Genomic DNA, 19954 nt, shown 5'->3' on the forward strand with positions numbered 1-19954 from the left:
GTCACGCCCACGGACTCGGCCTTGAGCAGTGCCTCGGCGACCGTGCCGGACTGCATGTCGAGGTGGGTGAGGGAGTCGGCGCGGGGCACCGCTCGTTCCCCGTCAGCCCTCCTGGCCCCGCGGCTCGACGAACTGCATGTCCAGCTGGATCTTGACCACGTCGCCCAGGAACCCGGCCCCGAAGTCCAGCCCGAAGTCACTGCGCCGGATCTCGCCGGTCGCCTCGAACCCGGCGTGCTTCCGGTTGTCACCCGGGGAGTCCACCACTCCGCCGAACTCCACGGCCAGGACCACCGGGCGGGTCACGTCCCCGATCGTCAGATCGCCTTCCATCGTCCAGTCCTCGCCCTCGCCGGCGACCCGGGTCGAGCGGAAGACCATGGTCGGGCGCTTCTCCACGTCCAGCAGATCGGCCGCGCGGGTGTGCGCGTCCCGGTCGGCGTTGCCGGTGTCGATGGAGGCGAGCGCGATCTGCGCGGTCACCCGCACCTCCTCGGGAACCTCGCCGATGTGCAGCCCGGCCTCGACCTGGGTGAATCGGCCGCGCACCTTGGCGATCCCGAGGTGGCGGATGGTGAAATTGACGGCCGAGTGCAGCGGGTCCAGCTCCCAGTCACCGGAGGACAGGGGCAGCGGGGCGACGGCCGGCGCGTTCGCGATGTCGTTCTGCGTCATGCCTCCACCCTCGGCGCGGCACGGCCGCGGAGGGAGACCGGGCGAAGCCTGGTAGTCACAGGGCCACCCTCCACCGCGCGGGCGTTGGTACGTTCGCACGGTGAGCGACAACGAGCTGGGCACGTATCTGCGGACGTGGCGCGAGGCCGTGACACCGCAGGAGGTGGGCCTGCCGGCGGGCACCCGCCGCCGGACCCCGGGCCTGCGCCGCGCCGAACTGGCCACGCTGGCCGGTGTCAGCGTCGAGTACCTCACGAGGCTGGAGCAGGGACGGGACCGCAATCCGTCCGCCCAGGTCCTCGGGGCCCTCGCCGACGCGCTGCGCCTCACCCTGCGCGACCGGATGGTGCTGCGCCGGCTGACCAAGGAGGCGGATGGCGGTGACCCGCTCGTCTGCTCGGCGGCACCGCCGCTCAGCCGCACCCCGCGTCCCACCGTGCGGGCCGTCCTGGACCATCTGGAGCCCGCGCCCGCCGTGGTGGTCAACTGGATCGGCGACATCATCGCCCACACCACCGGCTACGCCCGCCTCTTCGGCCCGCTCGGTGTGCTCGACGGCGAGTGCCCGAACCTCCTGCGCCACCTGTTCACCGACGAACGGGCCCGCGCCGCCTACCCCGACTGGGACCGCGAGGCCGACGACCTGGTCGCCCAGCTCCGGCACGACGTCCCGCTGCGGGACCCGTACGCCGCCGAGCTGGCCGAGGAGCTGACAGTGACCGCCGGCGCGGAGTTCGCCGACCGGTTCGCCGATCTCGCCACGGCTCCGCGCCGGATCGGCCGTCGGCGCGTGGAGCACCCGGAGGCGGGGTCGCTGCGGCTGATGCACGAGACGCTGGCGCTGCCGGAGGACGGTCAGCGGGTGGTGATCCACCTGCCCGCCGACGACGCCACCGCCGCCGCGCTGGACCGGCTCAACGGCCGCCGTCCGGGTGGCTTGCGGGCGGTCGGCCGGGCTGGGTGACCGCGGGCGGGGCCGGTCGTGGTGGGCCGCTCGTCAGCTGTCCAGTTCGTGCGCATAGGGCGGCTCCGCGCCGGCTCGGGAGCAGGTGATCGCCGCCGCCCGGGCGGCGAACCGCAGCAGCCGGGTCCAGCCGTCGGCGCCCAGCGCGGCCAGCGCGGCGGGCGTGAGGGCGTCCTGCTCGGCCAGGCCGTGCAGCAGGGCCGCGTTGACCGTGTCGCCCGCGCCGATGGTGTCCGCGACGGTGACCGTCTCGCCCGGTACGGAGTGCTCCGAGCCGTCCCGGGTGAAGACGGTGAGCCCGTCGCCGCCGCGGGTGACGACCACGGCCGAGGGGCCGGCCGCGAGCCACTCGCGCGGGGTGCCGCCCAGCCACCGGGCGTCCTCCTCGGACAGCTTCAGCAGGGTCACCGACGGCAGCCACTTCAGGAACCGGGCCCGGTAGGCGTCCGCGTCCGGGATCAGGCCCGCCCGGATGTTCGGGTCGAGCGCGGTGAAGACGCCCTGCCCGGCGGCCGTCCTCATCAGCTCCTCGTACGCGCCGGCCCCCGGTTCCAGGACCAGCGAGCAGGTGCCGAAGGACACCGCGCGGGTCCCGGCCGGGAGCGCGGCCGGAGCGCTGAACAGCCGGTCGGCGGTGCCCTCGACGTAGAAGGAGTAGGCGGCCGAGCCGTGCGCGTCGAGGGTGGCGACGGCGAGGGTGGTCGGCTCGCTGCCGCGCTGTACGCCGGAGACGTCCACCCCGGCCCGGCGCAACCCGTCCAGCAGGGCCTCGCCGAACGCGTCGGAGGAGACGCGGGAGCAGAAGGCGGTGGGGGAGCCGAGCCGGCCGAGCGCCACGGCCGTGTTGTACGGGCCGCCGCCGAGCGCCGGGCGCAGGCCGGCCAGGGCGCCGGGGCCCTGCGGTACCAGGTCGATCAGGGCCTCACCGGCGACGACGATCACGAGTCGGCTCCCTTCACGGGCTGCTGGGGTTCTTCGGAAGCGTCCGGCCGCGCGGGCCGGTCGGGACAGCCGCACGAGGTGCGGTGGACGAACGCGCAGGGCAGCCGCACGGTCCGGGCGGGCCGCTCCGGCGCGGCGAGGCGGTCCAGGAGCACCCGCACCGCCCGCGCGCCCAGCTCCCTGCTGGGCTGGGCGATCGCGGTGAGCCGGGGCTCGAAGAGGTCGGCCCAGGCGAAGTCGTCGAAGCAGGCGAGCGCGAGGTCGTCGGGCACGGCGAGACCGCGCTCGCGCAGGGCCCGCAGCGCGCCGATGGTCATCGCGTTGTTGCCGGTGACCAGCGCGGTGGGCGGCGCGGCCAGCGACAGCAGGTCCGCGGTGGCCCGCTGCCCGCCCGCGGCCTCGGAGTCGCCGTGCACCAGGAGGCGTTCCTCGAACGGCAGTCCGGCGGCCGCGAGGCCGTGCCGGTAGCCGGTGATGCGCTCGCCGGTGGTGCTGAGGCCGGGGCGGCCCGCGACCAGGCCGATCCGGCGGTGGCCGAGGCCGGCGAGATGGGTGACCAGGCGGGCCATGGGTTCGGTGCTCTCGGCGCAGACCTGGTCGAAGCGCTGGGCGCCCTCCGCGCGGTCGTCGACGACGCGGTCCAGGAGGACGGCCGGGACGTCGTGGCGGCGCAGGTAGGCGACCAGCTCGCGCGGGTCGGCCGACGGGGCGACGATCATGCCGTCGACCCGGCGCTCGTGCAGCAGCTGGACGACCGTGCGCTCGTGCCGGGGGTCGTCGTGCGGATCGGCGATGAGCAGGCTGTAGCCGTGCTCCAGGGCGCTCGCCTCGACGCCCTGGAGGATCTCCGTGAAGTACGGGTTGCTGATCGCCGACACCGCGAGCCCGATGGAGCGGGTCCGCGAGGTCACCAGGGAGCGGGCGAGGGTGTTCGGGGTGTAGCCCAGCTCGTCGATCGCGTCGAGGACGGCCTGGCGGGTGTGCGGCAGCACCGGCCGGGTGCCGTTCAGCACGTGTGAGACGGTCGCCACGGAGACGCCGGCGCTCCGCGCGACATCGGTCATGGTCGCCATCGCGTTCCCTCCTTCCGGTCGGGAAGGTATCCCATCGCGAGGCCCGCGTAAACGCTTGCGCAAACGTTTACGCGCCAGGCTCGACGAAACGACGAAACCACCCCGCCCGGCCACCGCCGGATCGCGCCCGATTAGGGTCGGCAGACGCACCCCTGAACGGCCCTGACCAGTGGAGACCCCATGTCCGCCCGCCCCTCCGCGAACCGCCGCACCCTCCTGCGCGGAGCCGCGCTCGCCCCCGTCGCCGGGCTCGGCCTCGCCGCCTGCTCCCCGGAGGGCTCCGGCGGCGCGCCGTCCGCCCCCACCGCGCCGGTCGACCTGGGCGCGGAGAGCGAGGTCGCGAAGGGCGCCGCCCGGCTGTACCGCGAGCACAACGTGGTGGTCAGCCGGGACGAGCGGGGCGCCCTGAAGGCGTACAGCACGATCTGCACGCACGCGTCGTGCGCCATCGCCAAGCTGGAGGGGACCAGGCTGACGTGCTTCTGCCACGGCAGCGAGTTCGACGCCCGCACCGGTGAGGTCCTGCAGCCGCCGGCCACCGTGGCGCTGGCGGAGCTGCCGGTCAGGAGCGAGAACGGCAGGATCGTGGCCGGCCCCGAGGCCTGAGGGCCCTCTACGACGCGCCGCGCGGGCCCCGGCGCGCCCGGCTCACTCCCAGTCCCAGCCGATGCCCACGATCCCCGACCGCACCCGCGGCTCCACCAGGTGGACCGAGTGATGGCGGCCGGTGAGGGCCAGTTCCTGGCGGCCACTGCGCGGGGCCGCCGCGGAGTGCTGGGTGAAGCGGTGGCAGCGGGCCGGCAGGGCGCGCTCGTCGAACCGCACCTGGAGGGCGTACTGGCCGCCGGCCGGCCCGAACCCGCGGACGTACTCGCGGGAGGCCCCGGCGGTGCCGTCCTCGACGCCGTAGCGGAAGAGGAAGGTGTCCCCGGCCCGCAATCTGGCGTCGAACAGCAGTTCCGCGACGAGGACGCCGGTCTCCCGGTGCCAGCGCACCCGGCCGGTGCGGCAGTTGTCCAGGGCGTGCACCGCCATCCGCTCCGGCGCGCACCCGGGGTCGCCGTGGTGGACGGCGACGAAGCGGTCGACGCCGTCCTGGTGGGCGCGCACGATGTGCTGCGACTCGCGCGCCACCAGCTCGCGGCGCGCCCCGATCCGCACCCGCTCGTGGTGACCGAGCATGTGCAGCCCGCCGTCGAGCTGCGCGCCCAGCTCGGCCAGCAGCCGGTCCAGGACGTCGGAGGCCTCGACGAGGGACCGGTAGGAGCGGGTGGCGGGCCGCCGCGCGGAGTGGTCGTCGGCCTCGGCGAGCAGCCGGATCAGCGACTCCTCGGGCAGCTGGAGTATCTCCTCCAGCGCGCGGACGGCCCGCAGCGACTCGGGGCGCTGCGGACGGCGGGCGCCCTGCTGCCAGTAGCTGAGGCTGGTCACCCCCACCTTCACGCCGTACCGCGACAGATGGTGCTGCACCCGCTGCAACGGCAGTCCACGGGCCGCGATCGCGGCGCGCAGCGCCACATGGAAGGGGCCGCCCCGCAGGGCCGTGTCCAGTTCCGCGCCGGCGACGTCGTCGGCGACGTCCGCGTGCTGTGTGGCGTGCGGCATGCAGGGGCCTTTCTCTGCGGGATCACGACGGCTGGTCAGACCGTGCGCGCGGGTGCTGAGCGGGGCCACCCCCGTGGGCGTCGGGCTTCTTCACATCCGTACGCCGTGGTTCAGGGCCCTCAGTTCCCCCGCATTGAAGCGTGTTGACCAAGCCCCGACAACACCTGGAGCCCAACCGCCACGCACTCCTGGCCGAGGTTCGACCGTGGCCGTGAGGTCGCCTCCACCACCTCGCCCCGAAGGACCCGCGGACGCCGTCCACAGGCCCGCCGGACTGTCGGTGCTCGCCAGTAGGGTGTGAGACATGGCCGACCCCTCCAGCTACCGCCCCAAGCCGGGAGAGATCCCGGACTCTCCCGGGGTGTACAAATTCCGCGACGAGCACCGCCGGGTGATCTACGTCGGAAAGGCGAAGAGCCTGCGCCAGCGCCTGGCCAACTACTTCCAGGACCTGGCTGGCCTGCACCCGCGCACCCGCTCCATGGTGACCACGGCCGCGTCCGTGGAGTGGACGGTGGTGTCCACGGAGGTCGAGGCGCTGCAGCTGGAGTACTCCTGGATCAAGGAGTTCGACCCCCGGTTCAACGTCAAGTACCGCGACGACAAGAGCTACCCGTACCTCGCGGTGACGATGAACGAGGAGTTCCCCCGCGTCCAGGTGATGCGCGGCCACAAGCGGAAGGGCGTGCGCTACTTCGGGCCGTACGCGCACGCGTGGGCCATCCGCGACACCGTCGACCTGCTGCTGCGCGTCTTCCCGGTGCGCACCTGCTCGGCCGGCGTCTTCAAGAACGCCGCCCGCACCGGCCGCCCCTGCCTGCTCGGCTACATCGGCAAGTGCTCCGCCCCCTGCGTCGGCCGGATCGACGCCGACGACCACTGGGACCTGGCGGACGAGTTCTGCGACTTCATGGCCGGCCGCACCGGCACCTACCTGCGCCGCCTGGAGCGGCAGATGGCCGAGGCGGCCGAGGAGATGGAGTACGAGCGGGCGGCCCGCCTGCGCGACGACATCGGGGCTCTGAGGAAGGCCATGGAGAAGAACGCGGTGGTGCTCGCCGACGCCACCGACGCCGACCTGATCGCCGTCGCCGAGGACGAGCTGGAAGCCGCCGTGCAGATCTTCCACGTCCGCGGCGGCCGGGTGCGCGGCCAGCGCGGCTGGGTCACCGACAAGGTCGAGGAGATCACCACCGGCGCCCTGGTCGAGCACGCCCTCCAGCAGCTGTACGGCGAGGAGACCGGCGACGCCGTCCCCAAGGAGGTGCTGGTCCCCGCGCTGCCCGATCCGGTCGAGCCGGTCCAGCAGTGGCTCACCGACCGCCGCGGCTCCGGTGTCTCGCTGCGCATTCCGCAGCGCGGCGACAAGAAGGCCCTGATGGAGACCGTGCAGCGCAACGCCCAGCAGGCGCTCGTGCTGCACAAGACCAAGCGCGCCTCCGACCTGACCACCCGCTCGCGCGCCCTGGAGGAGATCGCCGACGCCCTCGGCCTGGACAGCGCCCCGCTGCGCATCGAGTGCTACGACATCTCCCACCTCCAGGGCGAGGACGTGGTGGCCTCCATGGTCGTCTTCGAGGACGGCCTCCAGCGCAAGGGCGAGTACCGCCGCTTCCAGATCAAGGGCTTCGAGGGGCAGGACGACGTCCGCTCCATGCACGAGGTGATCACCCGCCGCTTCCGGCGCTACCTGGCCGAGAAGGAGAGGACCGGCGAGTGGGCCGACGGCGAGCCCGACCTCGCGGCCGGTGCCGACGGCAGCCCCGTCGCCGCCCTCACCGAGGAGGACGGCCGGCCCAAGCGGTTCGCCTACCCGCCCCAGCTCGTGGTGGTCGACGGCGGCAAGCCGCAGGTCGCGGCCGCCCAGCGGGCCCTGGACGAGCTGGGCATCGACGACATCGCCGTCTGCGGCCTCGCCAAGCGCCTGGAGGAGGTCTGGCTGCCCGGCGAGGACGACCCGGTGATCCTGCCCCGCACCAGCGAGGGCCTCTACCTGCTCCAGCGCGTGCGCGACGAGGCCCACCGGTTCGCGATCACCTACCAGCGCAACAAACGGGCCAAGCGGATCCGCACCAGCCCGCTGGACGACGTGCCCGGCCTCGGCGCGACCCGCAAACAGGCGTTGATCAAGCACTTCGGTTCGGTGAAGAAGCTGCGATCCGCGACAATCGACCAGATCTGCGAGGTTCCCGGCATAGGCCGCAAGACGGCCGAGACCATCGCCGCGACCCTCGCCCAGGCGGCCCCGGCCGCGCCCGCCGTCAACACGGCGACTGGAGAGATCATGGATGACGTGGAGAACGGGGCACCCGAGACGACGACGGAGGCCCCAGGGGAGCCCGTGCCCACGGGCGCCCCGGACGAGCGACGGGGGCAGGAGACATGACCGAGCACGAGACGCAGCCCACAGCGGGACCACAGCGCACGCCGGAGGAACCGCAGGCGCGCACGGCACCCGCCGAGGAGACACACAAGGAGAGCGGCGACAATCAGCCCCGTGACACATCCCAGGATAACGGAGCGCAGGTGAACGCGGGCATGGAGACTCCCGGGGTGCCCGAGGCGGCCATCCCCGAGCTGGTGATCATCTCCGGCATGTCCGGCGCCGGCCGCTCGACGGCCGCGAAGTGCCTGGAGGACCTCGGCTGGTTCGTCGTCGACAACCTGCCGCCGGCCCTGATCCCGACCATGGTGGAGCTGGGCGCCCGCTCCCAGGGCAACGTCGCGCGGATCGCGGTCGTCGTCGACGTGCGCGGCCGTCGCTTCTTCGACAATCTGCGCGAATCCCTGGCCGACCTCGACTCCCGGGGCGTCACCCGGCGGATCGTCTTCCTGGAGTCCTCCGACGAGGCCCTGGTCCGCCGCTTCGAGTCGGTGCGCCGCCCGCACCCGCTCCAGGGCGACGGCCGCATCGTCGACGGCATCGCCGCCGAGCGCGAACTGCTGCGCGAGCTGCGCGGCGACGCCGACCTGGTGATCGACACCTCCAGCCTCAACGTGCACGAGCTGCGCGCCAAGATGGACGCCCAGTTCGCCGGCGAGGAGGAGCCCGAGCTGCGGGCCACCGTCATGTCCTTCGGCTTCAAGTACGGCCTCCCGGTCGACGCCGACCTGGTCGTGGACATGCGCTTCCTGCCCAACCCGCACTGGGTCCCGGAGCTGCGCCCCTTCACCGGCGTCAACGAGGAGGTCGCGGCGTACGTCTTCAACCAGCCCGGCGCCAAGGAGTTCCTGGACCGGTACGCCGAACTGCTCCAGCTGATCGCCGCGGGCTACCGCCGCGAGGGCAAGCGCTATGTGACCATCGCGGTCGGCTGTACCGGCGGCAAGCACCGCTCGGTCGCCATGTCGGAGAAGCTGGCCGCGCGCCTCGCGGCCGAGGGCGTGGAGACGGTGGTCGTGCACCGGGACATGGGACGCGAATGACCGGACGTACTCCGCGGCTGAGCAGGCTGCGCCGGGCCGTCCCCGAGGGCCGCGGCGGCCGGTCCGCCGAGGCCCGTGGCGCCAGGGCGCGCCGCCGCGGCGCCCAGCCCAAGGTGGTCGCCCTCGGTGGCGGCATGGGCCTGTCCGCCTCGCTCGCCGCGCTGCGCCGGATCACCGGCGACCTCACCGCCGTCGTCACCGTGGCCGACGACGGCGGCTCCAGCGGGCGCCTACGCGACGAGCTGGGCGTCCTGCCGCCCGGCGACCTGCGCAAGGCGCTGGCCGCGCTGTGCGGCGACGACGACTGGGGCCAGACCTGGGCCCGGGTCATCCAGCACCGCTTCCAGTCGCGGGGCGAGATGCACGGCCACGCGGTCGGCAACCTGCTCATCGTCGCCCTCTGGGAGCAGCTGGGCGACCATGTCCAGGCGCTCGACCTGGTCGGCCGGCTGCTCGGCGCGCAGGGGCGGGTGCTGCCCATGTCCGCCGTGCCGCTGGAGCTTCAGGCCCTGGTCAAGGGCCATGACCCGGACCGGCCCGAGGCGGTCGACACCGTGCGCGGCCAGGCCACGGTCGCCCTCACCCCGGGCGAGGTGCAGTCCGTGCATCTCGTCCCGCACGACCCGCCCGCCGTCCCGGAGGCCGTGGCGGCCGTCCTGGACGCGGACTGGGTGGTGCTCGGCCCCGGCTCGTGGTTCTCCTCGGTGATCCCGCATCTGCTCGTGCCCGAGCTGCTGGACGCCCTCACGGAGACGAAGGCGCGCCGGGTGCTCTCCTTGAACCTCGCCCCGCAGCCCGGAGAAACCGACGGCTTCTCCCCGCAGCGTCATTTGGAGGTTTTGGGACGACACGCCCCTAAACTCGCCCTGGACGTGGTGCTGGCCGATGAGGCCGCCGTGCCCGACCGCGACTCGCTGACCGACGCCGCCAAGCGTTTCGGGGCCGCGGTCGAGCTGGCGCCGGTGGCCCGGAGAGACGGAACTCCGCGGCACGATCCCGAGCTGCTGGCCGCCGCGTACGACCGTATTTTTCGGATGCATGGAAGGATCGGCCCATGGCGATGACGGCAGCGGTGAAGGATGAGATCTCCCGGCTCCCCGTCACCCGTACCTGCTGCAGGAAGGCGGAGGTCTCCGCCATTCTGCGGTTCGCCGGCGGCCTCCACCTGGTCAGCGGACGCATCGTGATCGAGGCGGAGCTGGACACCGCGATGGCGGCCCGCCGGCTCAAGCGGGACATTCTTGAGATCTTCGGGCACAGCTCGGAGCTGATCGTGATGGCGCCGGGCGGACTGCGCCGCGGCTCGCGCTACGTGGTGCGGGTCGTCGCGGGCGGCGACCAGCTGGCCCGGCAGACCGGCCTCGTGGACGGCCGCGGCCGCCCGATCCGGGGGCTGCCCCCGCAGGTGGTCTCGGGGGCCACCTGCGACGCGGAGGCGGCCTGGCGCGGGGCGTTCCTGGCGCACGGCTCGCTCACCGAGCCCGGTCGCTCCTCCTCCCTGGAGGTGACCTGCCCCGGCCCGGAGGCCGCGCTCGCCCTGGTCGGCGCCGCCCGCCGGCTGTCCATCGCCGCCAAGGCCCGCGAGGTGCGCGGCGTGGACCGCGTGGTGGTCCGCGACGGTGACGCGATCGGCGCGCTGCTCACCCGGCTCGGCGCCCATGAGTCGGTGCTGGCCTGGGAGGAGCGCCGGATGCGCCGGGAGGTGCGGGCCACCGCGAACCGCCTGGCCAACTTCGACGACGCCAATCTGCGCCGGTCCGCCCGCGCGGCGGTCGCCGCCGGTGCCCGGGTCCAGCGGGCGCTGGAGATCCTCGCCGACGACGTGCCCGAGCACCTGGCCGCGGCCGGCCGGCTGCGCATGGAGCACAAGCAGGCCTCCCTGGAGGAGCTGGGCGCGCTCGCCGACCCGCCGCTCACCAAGGACGCCGTGGCCGGCCGGATCCGCCGGCTGCTGGCGATGGCCGACAAGCGCGCCGCCGACCTGGGCATCCCGGGCACGGAGGCCAACCTGAGCGAGGAGCTGGCCGACAACCTCGCGGGCTGACCTCCCGTCAGCTCGTCGAACAGCGGTCGAACGCGCCGGTGTGGACGCCCACTTGGGTGTCGGCACCGGCGCGTCGCCGTTCAACCGGCGCCCTTGACTCGATCATGAAGTGTCATGAGCCTGGCACCTATTCGCCGCTGTGGCGAACCACCAGCAGGGGGGTTCATGAGACACAGAGCGAGATCGATCCTCGCTATCGGCACGCTCCTGATCGGCGGAGCGAGCATCGCACCCATCGCCCAGGCGCAGAACGACGCCACCTCGGGACCCGACGCCGAGGAAGTCAAGGTGTTCCGCGCCGAGGTCACCGAGCAGCAGATACCACTGCTGCTGGCGGCCGGGCAGGACGCCCACGAACTCGGCGAGCAGGCACCCGACAAGGGCACCGCCTCCGTCGAGGTCTATCTGACGGACAAACAGGCCGCACAGCTGGAGAAGAAGGGCGTCGACCTCAAGGAGCACACGCTCTCGGCCAAGGCGGCCGCGCGGGTCGCCGCCGCCGGGGAGGGCGTCTACCGCCCCTACAGCGGACCGGGCAACATCAAGGAGGAGATCGTCAGGACCGGGCAGGAACACCCCGGTCTCACCAAGGTCGTCTCCATCGGCAAGACCGTCCGGGGCCAGGACATCCTCGCCCTGAAGCTCACCAGGAACGCCCGCAAGTCCGAGGACGGCTCCAAGCCCGCCGTGCTGTACATGTCCAACCAGCACGCGCGGGAGTGGATCACGCCGGAGATGACCCGCCGGCTGATGCACCACTATCTGGACAACTACCGCACCGACCAGCGCATCAAGAAGATCGTCGACACCACCGAGCTGTGGTTCGTCATCACCGCCAACCCCGACGGCTACGACTTCACGCACGCCGCCGACGGCGACCGCCAGTGGCGCAAGAACCTGCGGGACGTCAACGGCGACGGCGCCCTCACGATCGGCGACGGCGTCGACCTCAACCGCAACTTCGCCTACAAGTGGGGCTACGACGACGAGGGTTCGTCCCCGTACCCCACCAGCCAGACCTACCGCGGTGCCGGGCCCAACTCCGAGCCCGAGACCAAGGCCGTCGACGCCTTCCAGAAGCGCGTCGGCTTCGAGTACGGCATCAACTACCACTCCGCCGCCGAGCTGATCCTCTACGGCGTCGGCTGGCAGGTCGCCACCGACAGCCCGGACGACGTGCTCTACAAGGCCCTGGCCGGCACCCCCGAGAACCCGGCGGTCCCCGGCTACCACCCGCAGGTCTCCTCCGAGCTGTACACCACCAACGGCGAGGCGGACGGCCACGCGGCCAACGTCAACGGCACCGCGATGTTCACCCCGGAGATGTCGACCTGTCAGACCGCCGCCGGCGTGGACCCGGACGACGCCTGGGAGCCCGCCGACTGCGCCTCGATCTTCACCTTCCCGGACGACGAGAAGCTGATCCAGCAGGAGTTCGAGAAGAACGTCCCGTTCGCGCTCTCGGTCGCCGAGACCGCCGCGCGGCCCGACCGGCCCAAGTCCTCGGTCGGCATGTCCGCCCCCGACTTCACCCCGGCGCCGTTCACCACCTCCTACTCGCGCGGCGCCGACCAGGAGGTCTCCGTCGTCGCCCGCAGGTCGGTGCGCGACAAGGAGCTGAGGTACCGGGTCAACGGCGGCCGCGTCCACGACATGGCCCTGCGGCCCTGGCGGGGCGGCGAGACGTACGGCGGCGAGGACAACCTCTACTTCGACGAGTACCGCGCCAAGGTCGCCGACGGCGCACCGGGCGACAAGGTCGAGGTCTGGTTCACCGGTGAGACCCGGTCCGGGAAGCCGACCCGCAGCGAGTCCTTCACCTACACCGTCGCCGAGCGCCCGCGCGCGAGCACCCTCGTCGTCGCCGAGGAGGGCCAGACCGCGACCCAGGCCCAGGCCTACGTGGACGCCCTGAAGGCCAATGGCGAGCGGGCTGTCGTCTGGGACGTCGCGGGCCAGGGCGCGCCCGACGCGCTCGGCGTCCTCGGCCACTTCGAGAAGGTCGTCCACTACACAGGCGCCGTGCGCCCCGGCAACGCCACCCAGCTGGAACTGCGCGCCTACCTCAACGAGGGCGGCAAGCTGATCGAGGCCGGCGAGACGGCCGGCGGCTCCGTCGACCTCGGCGGCGGCAACCTGTCGAACGACTTCAGCCAGTACTACCTGGGCGCCTACACCCGTACGACCCTTCCGAAGGTCACCGGCTTCGACGGCACCGGCGCGCTCGCGGACGTCCAGGCCCCGCTCGGTGACGCGCCCGGCAACCCGCTGAACGCGGCCGGGTCCTTCGCCGTCACCTCCGACACGCTGCCCCCGGCCACGTTCCCGCAGTTCGCGAGCGCGGGCGCCGGCCGCTACCCGGGCACGGCCAACCCGTACGGGCCGTACGAAGGCACCTCCATGGCGGCCGTCACGCACTCCGACTACGCCTGGAACCGCCTGACGAGGACCATCGACCTCACCGCCGTCACCGCCGCCGACCGGCCCGCCCTGCGCACCCAGTTGCTGTGGGACACCGAGGAGGGCTACGACCACGCGGTGCTGGAGGCCCGTACCGCCGGGGCGGACGACTGGACCACGCTCCCGGAGGCGGGCGGCGCCACCGGCACCGCCGTGCCCGCCGAGTGCGAGGCCGGGTACTTCATCCAGGCGCACCCCGCCCTCGAGCGGTATCTGACCCTCGGCGACGACGGGTGCGCGCCCACCGGGACCAGCGGGGCCTGGAACAGCTTCACCGGTGCCTCCGAGGGGTGGCAGGAGGTCTCCTTCGACCTCTCGGCGTACGCCGGGAAGACGGTCGAGGTGTCGCTGAGCTACATCACCGACCCGGGCTCCGGAGGCCGCGGCGTGCTCGCCGACCAGGCCTCCGTGGTCATCGGCGGCACGGCGCGCCAGACCGACGGCTTCGAGACGTCGCTCGGCGCCTGGAGCACCCCCGGACCGCCGGCCGGCAGCCCCGCCGTCATCGACGACTGGGGTCTGTCGGGGGAGCTGTTCCAGACGTACGGAGCGGTCGCCACGGACGACACCGTGCTCCTCGGCTTCGGCCTGGAGCACGTCCCGGCGGCTGCCGACCGTACGGAACTGATCGGCCGGGCGCTCTCGACGATCGACAACTGAGAGTCACCTGGCACACCTGAGCGCGGAAAGGGGGCGGTTGAGACGACTGGGAAGGGCTCGATCCGGTCGTCGAAATCCCTTGACTCTCCGTAGTCATCACGGGTGATCGGGCCATTCGGCCCGGGCGGTCCGTACCCTACTGGCGGGTACGGACCGCACTGCCGTGTATGGGCCGTCTCGATGTCACTCCGGGGGCTCCGGAGAGGTAGGGTCGTAGGCGGTCGGGGACATCCCAAATACAGCTCGCCGGCGACAACGGAGCCGGCGTACCAACGAGGAGATCGGTTCGTGACGATCCGCGTAGGCATCAACGGCTTTGGCCGCATCGGTCGTAACTACTTCCGCGCGCTGCTGGAGCAGGGTGCAGACATCGAGATCGTGGCTGTCAACGACCTGGGTGACACCGCGACCACCGCTCACCTGCTGAAGTACGACACCATCCTCGGCCGGCTCAAGGCCGAGGTGTCGCACACCGCCGACACGATCACCGTGGACGGCCACACCATCAAGGTGCTCTCCGAGCGCAACCCCGCCGACATCCCGTGGGGCGAGCTGGGCGTCGACATCGTCATCGAGTCGACCGGCATCTTCACCAAGAAGGCCGACGCCGAGAAGCACATCGCCGGCGGCGCCAAGAAGGTCCTGATCTCCGCCCCGGCCTCCGGTGAGGACATCACCATCGTCATGGGCGTCAACCAGGACAAGTACGACGCGGCCAACCACCACGTCATCTCCAACGCCTCCTGCACCACCAACTGTGTGGCGCCGATGGCCAAGGTCCTGGACGAGAACTTCGGCATCGTCAAGGGTCTGATGACGACGGTGCACGCGTACACGAACGACCAGCGCATCCTGGACTTCCCGCACAAGGACCTGCGCCGCGCCCGTGCCGCCGCCGAGAACATCATCCCGACCACCACCGGCGCCGCCAAGGCCACCGCTCTGGTCCTGCCGCAGCTCAAGGGCAAGCTGGACGGCATCGCCATGCGCGTCCCGGTCCCCACCGGCTCGGTCACCGACCTCGTCCTGGAGCTCGGCCGCGAGGTCACCAAGGAAGAGATCAACGCCGCCTTCCAGAAGGCCGCCGAGGGCGAGCTCAAGGGCATCCTGGAGTACACCGAGGACCCGATCGTCTCCTCGGACATCGTCAACGCCCCGGCGTCCTGCACCTTCGACTCCTCCCTGACGATGGTCCAGGAGGGCAAGAACGTGAAGGTCATCGGCTGGTACGACAACGAGTGGGGCTACTCCAACCGACTCGTCGACCTCACCGTCTTCGTCGGCAACCAGCTCTGATCGGCTGAAGCAGGCACCTTGAAGTGAGAGCAGGGCTCGGGCAGGCGCAGGGACGCGCGGCCCGGGCCCTGACTCACGTACGCACCGGCCCTCCTCTCTAGGATCAGGCCTGGTCATCCGGTCACGAGCAGAACGAGCCTCCTGTAGGAGCCCCCTGAAAATGAAGACGATCGACGAACTCCTCGCCGACGGGGTCGCGGGCAAGCGGGTCTTCGTCCGCGCCGACCTCAACGTGCCCCTGGACGGCACCTCCATCACCGACGACGGCCGGATCCGCGCGGTCCTGCCGACTGTGAAGGCCCTCGCCGAGGCCGGCGCCCGCGTGGTCGTCGCCTCGCACCTCGGCCGCCCCAAGGGCGCCCCGGACCCGGCCTTCTCGCTCGCCCCGGCCGCCGCCCGTCTCGGTGAACTCCTCGGCGCCGACGTGGCGTTCGCGACCGACACGGTCGGCGACTCCGCCACCGCCACCGTCGCCGGCCTCGCCGACGGACAGGTCGCCGTGATCGAGAACCTGCGCTTCAACGCCGGCGAGACGTCCAAGGACGACGCCGAACGCGGCGCGTTCGCCGACCGGCTGGCCGCCCTCGCCGACGTCTACGTGGGCGACGGCTTCGGCGCCGTGCACCGCAAGCACGCCTCGGTCTACGACCTGCCGGCCCGCCTGCCGCACTACGCCGGCCACCTCATCGCCACCGAGGTCGGCGTCCTCAAGAAGCTGACCGAGGACGTCAAGCGGCCGTACGTGGTCGCCCTCGGCGGTGCCAAGGTCTCCGACAAGCTCGCCGTCATCGACCAGCTCCTCGGCAAGGCCGACCGTCTGCTCATCGGCGGCGGCATGGCCTACACCTTCCTCAAGGCCAAGGGCTACGAGGTCGGCATCTCCCTCCTCCAAAAGGACCAGATCCCGGTCGTCACCGAGTACATGGAGCGCGCCGAGAAGAACGGCGTCGAGCTGGTCCTGCCGGTGGACGTCCTGGTCTCGACGGAGTTCCCGGACCTGAAGACCAAGGCCCCGGCCAACCCCACCACCGTCGCCGCGGACGCCATCCCGGCCGACCAGGAGGGCCTGGACATCGGTCCGGAGACCCGCAAGCTGTACGCCTCGAAGCTCGCCGACGCGGCCACCGTCTTCTGGAACGGCCCCATGGGCGTCTTCGAGCACCCCGACTACGCCGAGGGCACCAAGGCGGTCGCCCAGGCCCTCCTCGACGCCCCGGGCTTCACCGTGGTCGGCGGCGGCGACTCCGCCGCGGCCGTCCGCACCCTGGGCTTCGACGAGCAGGCATTCGGCCACATCTCGACCGGTGGCGGCGCCTCCCTCGAATACCTCGAGGGCAAGACGCTCCCCGGCCTCGCCGCACTGGAGGACTGACCCTTTATGAGCACGCGCACGCCGCTGATGGCGGGCAACTGGAAGATGAACCTCAACCACCTCGAGGCCATCGCCCACGTCCAGAAGCTCGCCTTCGCCCTGGCCGACAAGGACTACGAGGCCGTCGAGGTCGCCGTCCTGCCGCCCTTCACCGACCTGCGCTCCGTGCAGACCCTGGTCGACGGCGACAAGCTGAAGATCAAGTACGGCGCCCAGGACATCTCGGCGCACGACTCCGGCGCCTACACCGGCGAGATCTCCGGCTCCATGCTGGCCAAGCTGAAGTGCACCTACGTGGCGATCGGCCACTCGGAGCGCCGCCAGTACCACGCCGAGACCGACGAGATCGTCAACGCCAAGGTCAAGGCCGCCTACAAGCACGGCCTGACCCCGATCCTGTGCGTCGGCGAGGAGCTCGAGGTCCGCGAGGCGGGCAACCACGTCTCCCACACCCTCGCCCAGGTCGAGGGAGGCCTGAAGGACCTCCCGGCCGAGCAGGCCGAGACGATCGTGATCGCCTACGAGCCGGTCTGGGCGATCGGCACCGGCAAGGTCTGCGGTGCCGAGGACGCGCAGGAGGTCTGCGCGGCGATCCGCGGCAAGCTCGCCGAGCTGTACTCCCAGGACGTGGCCGACAAGATCCGCATCCAGTACGGCGGCTCGGTCAAGGCGGGCAACGTCGCCGAGATCATGGCGCAGGCCGACATCGACGGCGCTCTGGTCGGCGGTGCCTCGCTGGACTCCGACGAGTTCGTCAAGATCGTCCGCTTCCGCGACCAGTGAGCCGATCAGTGAGTATGCGGTAGCGGCGTTACGTCGTACCCTTGCGGGGGCATGGTGGTCGACCACCATGCCCCCGTCGTCCATCCGAAGCCGAGGAAGTTGGTCCAGCCGTGGTTATGGGGTTCTCGATCGCCCTGATCGTCTTCAGCTTGCTGCTGATGCTGCTGGTGCTGATGCACAAGGGGAAGGGCGGCGGCCTCTCCGACATGTTCGGTGGCGGCATGCAGTCCTCCGTCGGCGGCTCCTCGGTCGCCGAGCGCAACCTCGACCGCATCACCCTGGTGGTCGGTCTGCTCTGGTTCGCGAGCATTGTCGTGCTGGGCATCCTGATGAAGGTCAGCTGAGCCTCCGGCCGACACCCCGCACGTCAGCACGATTCCGCACGTAACGCCCCATGTTCGGTACCCGCCCGCGGGCGCGGCCTATCATGGGGCTTGCGTCTGTCGCGGCGGGATCGGTAACTCCGCTCACTGGACGCGCGTTGGGCCTTACGTAGACTGGGGCGCTCGCAGCGGAGCGAAACGCCGACGCGCTTCGCGGCACCATCACGCAGGGAGTTACGACCGTGGCAAGTGGCAACGCGATCCGAGGAAGCCGGGTCGGGGCGGGGCCGATGGGCGAGGCCGAGCGCGGCGAGTCCGCGCCGCGTCTGCGCATCTCCTTCTGGTGCTCCAATGGGCACGAGACGCAGCCCAGCTTCGCCAGTGACGCGCAGGTTCCCGACACCTGGGACTGCCCGCGCTGCGGATTCCCCGCCGGACAGGACCGGGACAACCCGCCGGCCCCGCCCCGTACCGAGCCCTACAAGACGCACCTCGCGTACGTCAGGGAGCGGCGCAGCGACGCGGACGGCGAGGCCATCCTCGCCGAGGCGCTGGCCAAACTGCGGGGCGAGATCTAGAACTTGACGACCGGCCGGGCGCCTCAGGGTGCCTGGCCGGAGCCGTCTCCCCACCGGCCGCACGGGCGCGGACCGATTGTCAGTGCTGCCCTCTACGGTGTGTGCACCGGGCGCATCGTGAGGGGGAGACGTGGCGAGGGCCGAGACGGCGGATGTGGCCGTGCCGCTGTGGCGCGGGGGATTCGGGCGGTTGTGGAGCGCGGCCGTGCTGTCCAGCTTCGGGGACGCGCTGCGCACCGCCGCACTGCCCCTGCTGGCCGTCACCCTCACCGACGAACCGCTGCTCGTCGCCGCCGTCACCGCCTGCGGCCAGCTGCCCTGGCTCGTCTTCGGACTGCTCGGCGGCGCGGTCGCCGACCGGGTGGACCAGCGCCGGGCCATGTGGACGGTGGACGCCGTACGAGGGCTGCTGGTCGCGGCGTTCGCGGTGGCCGTGGCGCTCGGTCACGCCTCGATCGCCCTGCTCATCGCGCTGGCCTTCACCCTCACCACCCTCCAGACCCTCTTCGACAACGCGGCCACCGCCCTGCTGCCCACCCTGGTCGACCGCGACGCGCTCGCCGGTGCCAACGCCCGGCTGATGACCGGCCAGCAGATCGCGGGCGGCCTGCTCGGCGGGCCCGTCGTACCGCTGCTGCTGATGGCCGGAGCGGCCCTGCCGTTCGCCGCGGACGCCGTCACCTTCCTGGTGGCCGCGGCACTGGTCGCCGGCCTGCGGGCCGCCGCGCCCGAGCGGCCGGCGAGACCGGCGGGCAGCACCCTGCGCCGGGAGATCGCGCAAGGGCTGCGCACTTTGGCCCGGGACCGGGCGCTGCGCGGGCTCTGCGCCGCGACCGCCCTGTGCAACATCGGTATGGGCGCCCTCATCGCCACCCTGGTGCTGCTGGTCACCGACTGGCTGGCCGCGGGCAGCGCGGTGTACGCCGCCGCCATGACCGCGTACACCGTCGGGAGCCTGGCCGGGGGAGTGGTCAACCGCCCGCTCGTCGCCCGCCTCGGCCGGCTGCGGGCGGTGGCGGCCGCAGGGAGCGTGCAGATCGGCGCGCTCGTCGTCCTGGGGTCGGTGCGCAGTCCCGTCGCGCTGATCGCCGCCCTGACCGTCTTCGGGTTCATGGGGATGGTGTGGAACGTGAACACGACCACGCTGACGCAGCAGCGCAGCCCCGCCGGGATGCTGGGCCGGATCAGCTCCGCCTACCGGACCCTCGCCGTCGCGGGCGCGCCGCTGGGCGCCCTGCTGGGCGGAGCGGTGGCCGGCGCCTGGGGGGCGAACACCCCGGCGCTGCTCGCGGCCGTCTTCTTCACGCTCGCCGTCGCCGCGCTGATACCTCCGCGCCGGCCGGACGTACCTGTTGTTGCGCCGGACGACGATGTCACGACAGCTCACGGCAACCACTGATCAATTAGGTTGGGACCGGCAGCGGGGCAGGCCGGCAGCACCGGCAGGCGAGGAAGAAGGCTGAAGTCCGACATGTCAGAGATGAACGCAGGCGGCCGTACCAGGCTCGACCAGAGGCCCGAGTGGACCGCTCTGGTCAAGCACCGCGAGGAGCTCGGAGAGGTGCGGCTGCGCGAGCTGTTCGCCGCCGACCCCGGCCGCGGCAGCGGGTACACGCTCCAGGTCGGTGACCTGCACATCGACTACTCCAAGCACCTCGTCACCGACGAGACGCTGGAGCTGCTGCGCGAGCTGGCCGCGGCCACCGATGTGTCCGGGCTGCGGGACGCCATGTTCCGCGGCGAGAGGATCAAC

18 protein-coding genes and 1 pseudogene are annotated in these 19954 nt (G+C 72.0%); 14 read left to right on the forward strand and 5 right to left on the reverse strand.

Annotated features, from left to right (window positions below):
* Together ABT232_RS37570 and ABT232_RS37575 are read right to left on the reverse strand one after the other, a co-directional pair.
* Nucleotides 1–89 (reverse strand): annotated as a pseudogene (locus ABT232_RS37570) (AraC family transcriptional regulator); the annotation flags it as partial.
* Nucleotides 90–102: 13 nt separating this feature from the next.
* On the reverse strand, nt 103–675 hold the full coding sequence (locus ABT232_RS37575) for a YceI family protein (RefSeq protein ID WP_351849087.1): 573 nt from the start codon (nt 673–675) through the stop codon (nt 103–105).
* A 100-nt stretch (nt 676–775) separates the two neighbouring features.
* Between ABT232_RS37575 and ABT232_RS37580 the strand changes: the two genes are divergently transcribed.
* Nucleotides 776–1639 carry a helix-turn-helix domain-containing protein gene (locus tag ABT232_RS37580; RefSeq protein ID WP_351849089.1) on the forward strand — a complete coding sequence of 288 codons (864 nt, stop codon included), beginning with the start codon at nt 776–778 and terminating at the stop codon, nt 1637–1639.
* A gap of 33 nt (nt 1640–1672) precedes the next feature.
* Here the strand turns inward: ABT232_RS37580 and ABT232_RS37585 are convergent, their stop codons facing one another.
* Together ABT232_RS37585 and ABT232_RS37590 are read right to left on the reverse strand one after the other, a co-directional pair.
* Nucleotides 1673–2581 (reverse strand): carbohydrate kinase family protein, encoded by a 909-nt coding sequence (locus ABT232_RS37585; RefSeq protein ID WP_351849092.1) that lies wholly within the window; start codon nt 2579–2581, stop codon nt 1673–1675.
* Complete coding sequence (locus ABT232_RS37590; protein WP_351849094.1) at nt 2578–3654, reverse strand: LacI family DNA-binding transcriptional regulator; 1077 nt, start codon at nt 3652–3654, stop codon at nt 2578–2580. Before ABT232_RS37590 ends, ABT232_RS37585 begins: the two co-directional genes overlap by 4 nt.
* Before the next feature lie 180 nt (nt 3655–3834).
* Here ABT232_RS37590 and ABT232_RS37595 point away from each other — a divergent pair, with 180 nt between their 5' ends.
* The gene (locus tag ABT232_RS37595) at nt 3835–4260 is read left to right on the forward strand and encodes a Rieske (2Fe-2S) protein (protein ID WP_351849097.1); all 426 of its coding nucleotides are present in this window, start codon (nt 3835–3837) and stop codon (nt 4258–4260) included.
* 42 nt (nt 4261–4302) lie between these two features.
* Here the strand turns inward: ABT232_RS37595 and ABT232_RS37600 are convergent, their stop codons facing one another.
* Nucleotides 4303–5259, reverse strand: coding sequence for a hypothetical protein (locus tag ABT232_RS37600; RefSeq protein ID WP_351849100.1), 957 nt, complete (start codon nt 5257–5259; stop codon nt 4303–4305).
* Between the two features lie 304 nt (nt 5260–5563).
* On the opposite strand from ABT232_RS37600, the gene uvrC reads away from it, so the two are divergent.
* The 12 genes from uvrC to ABT232_RS37660 form a co-directional block, all read left to right on the forward strand.
* Nucleotides 5564–7645 carry an excinuclease ABC subunit UvrC gene (gene uvrC, locus ABT232_RS37605; protein WP_351849104.1) on the forward strand — a complete coding sequence of 694 codons (2082 nt, stop codon included), beginning with the start codon at nt 5564–5566 and terminating at the stop codon, nt 7643–7645.
* The gene (gene rapZ, locus ABT232_RS37610) at nt 7642–8685 is read left to right on the forward strand and encodes an RNase adapter RapZ (protein ID WP_351849107.1); all 1044 of its coding nucleotides are present in this window, start codon (nt 7642–7644) and stop codon (nt 8683–8685) included. Before uvrC ends, rapZ begins: the two co-directional genes overlap by 4 nt.
* The gene (locus ABT232_RS37615) at nt 8682–9749 is read left to right on the forward strand and encodes a gluconeogenesis factor YvcK family protein (protein WP_351849110.1); all 1068 of its coding nucleotides are present in this window, start codon (nt 8682–8684) and stop codon (nt 9747–9749) included. The genes rapZ and ABT232_RS37615 overlap by 4 nt, the downstream gene beginning before the upstream one ends.
* Entirely contained in the window at nt 9740–10729 is a 990-nt protein-coding gene (gene whiA, locus ABT232_RS37620; RefSeq protein WP_037860766.1) for a DNA-binding protein WhiA, read from the forward strand. Before ABT232_RS37615 ends, whiA begins: the two co-directional genes overlap by 10 nt.
* Nucleotides 10730–10894: 165 nt before the next feature.
* The gene (locus tag ABT232_RS37625) at nt 10895–13849 is read left to right on the forward strand and encodes a M14 family metallopeptidase (protein ID WP_351849113.1); all 2955 of its coding nucleotides are present in this window, start codon (nt 10895–10897) and stop codon (nt 13847–13849) included.
* A 288-nt stretch (nt 13850–14137) separates the two neighbouring features.
* Nucleotides 14138–15145: a type I glyceraldehyde-3-phosphate dehydrogenase gene (gap, locus tag ABT232_RS37630; RefSeq protein ID WP_351849116.1), complete on the forward strand. Its 1008-nt coding sequence runs from the start codon at nt 14138–14140 to the stop codon at nt 15143–15145.
* Nucleotides 15146–15305: 160 nt separating this feature from the next.
* Nucleotides 15306–16517 carry a phosphoglycerate kinase gene (locus ABT232_RS37635; RefSeq protein ID WP_351849118.1) on the forward strand — a complete coding sequence of 404 codons (1212 nt, stop codon included), beginning with the start codon at nt 15306–15308 and terminating at the stop codon, nt 16515–16517.
* Nucleotides 16518–16523: 6 nt separating this feature from the next.
* Nucleotides 16524–17300: a triose-phosphate isomerase gene (gene tpiA, locus ABT232_RS37640; RefSeq protein ID WP_351849120.1), complete on the forward strand. Its 777-nt coding sequence runs from the start codon at nt 16524–16526 to the stop codon at nt 17298–17300.
* 116 nt (nt 17301–17416) lie between these two features.
* Nucleotides 17417–17644 carry a preprotein translocase subunit SecG gene (gene secG, locus ABT232_RS37645; protein ID WP_351849125.1) on the forward strand — a complete coding sequence of 76 codons (228 nt, stop codon included), beginning with the start codon at nt 17417–17419 and terminating at the stop codon, nt 17642–17644.
* A gap of 221 nt (nt 17645–17865) precedes the next feature.
* Entirely contained in the window at nt 17866–18201 is a 336-nt protein-coding gene (locus ABT232_RS37650) for an RNA polymerase-binding protein RbpA (RefSeq protein ID WP_010352468.1), read from the forward strand.
* Between the two features lie 130 nt (nt 18202–18331).
* Nucleotides 18332–19600: an MFS transporter gene (locus ABT232_RS37655; RefSeq protein ID WP_351849122.1), complete on the forward strand. Its 1269-nt coding sequence runs from the start codon at nt 18332–18334 to the stop codon at nt 19598–19600.
* Nucleotides 19601–19681: 81 nt separating this feature from the next.
* The coding region (locus tag ABT232_RS37660; protein WP_502975539.1) for a phosphoglucose isomerase-related protein at nt 19682–19954 on the forward strand (273 nt) is incomplete at its 3' end.

Origin of the sequence: Streptomyces sp. NPDC001532 (assembly GCF_040298625.1) — a bacterium.
Lineage (GTDB): Bacteria > Actinomycetota > Actinomycetes > Streptomycetales > Streptomycetaceae > Streptomyces.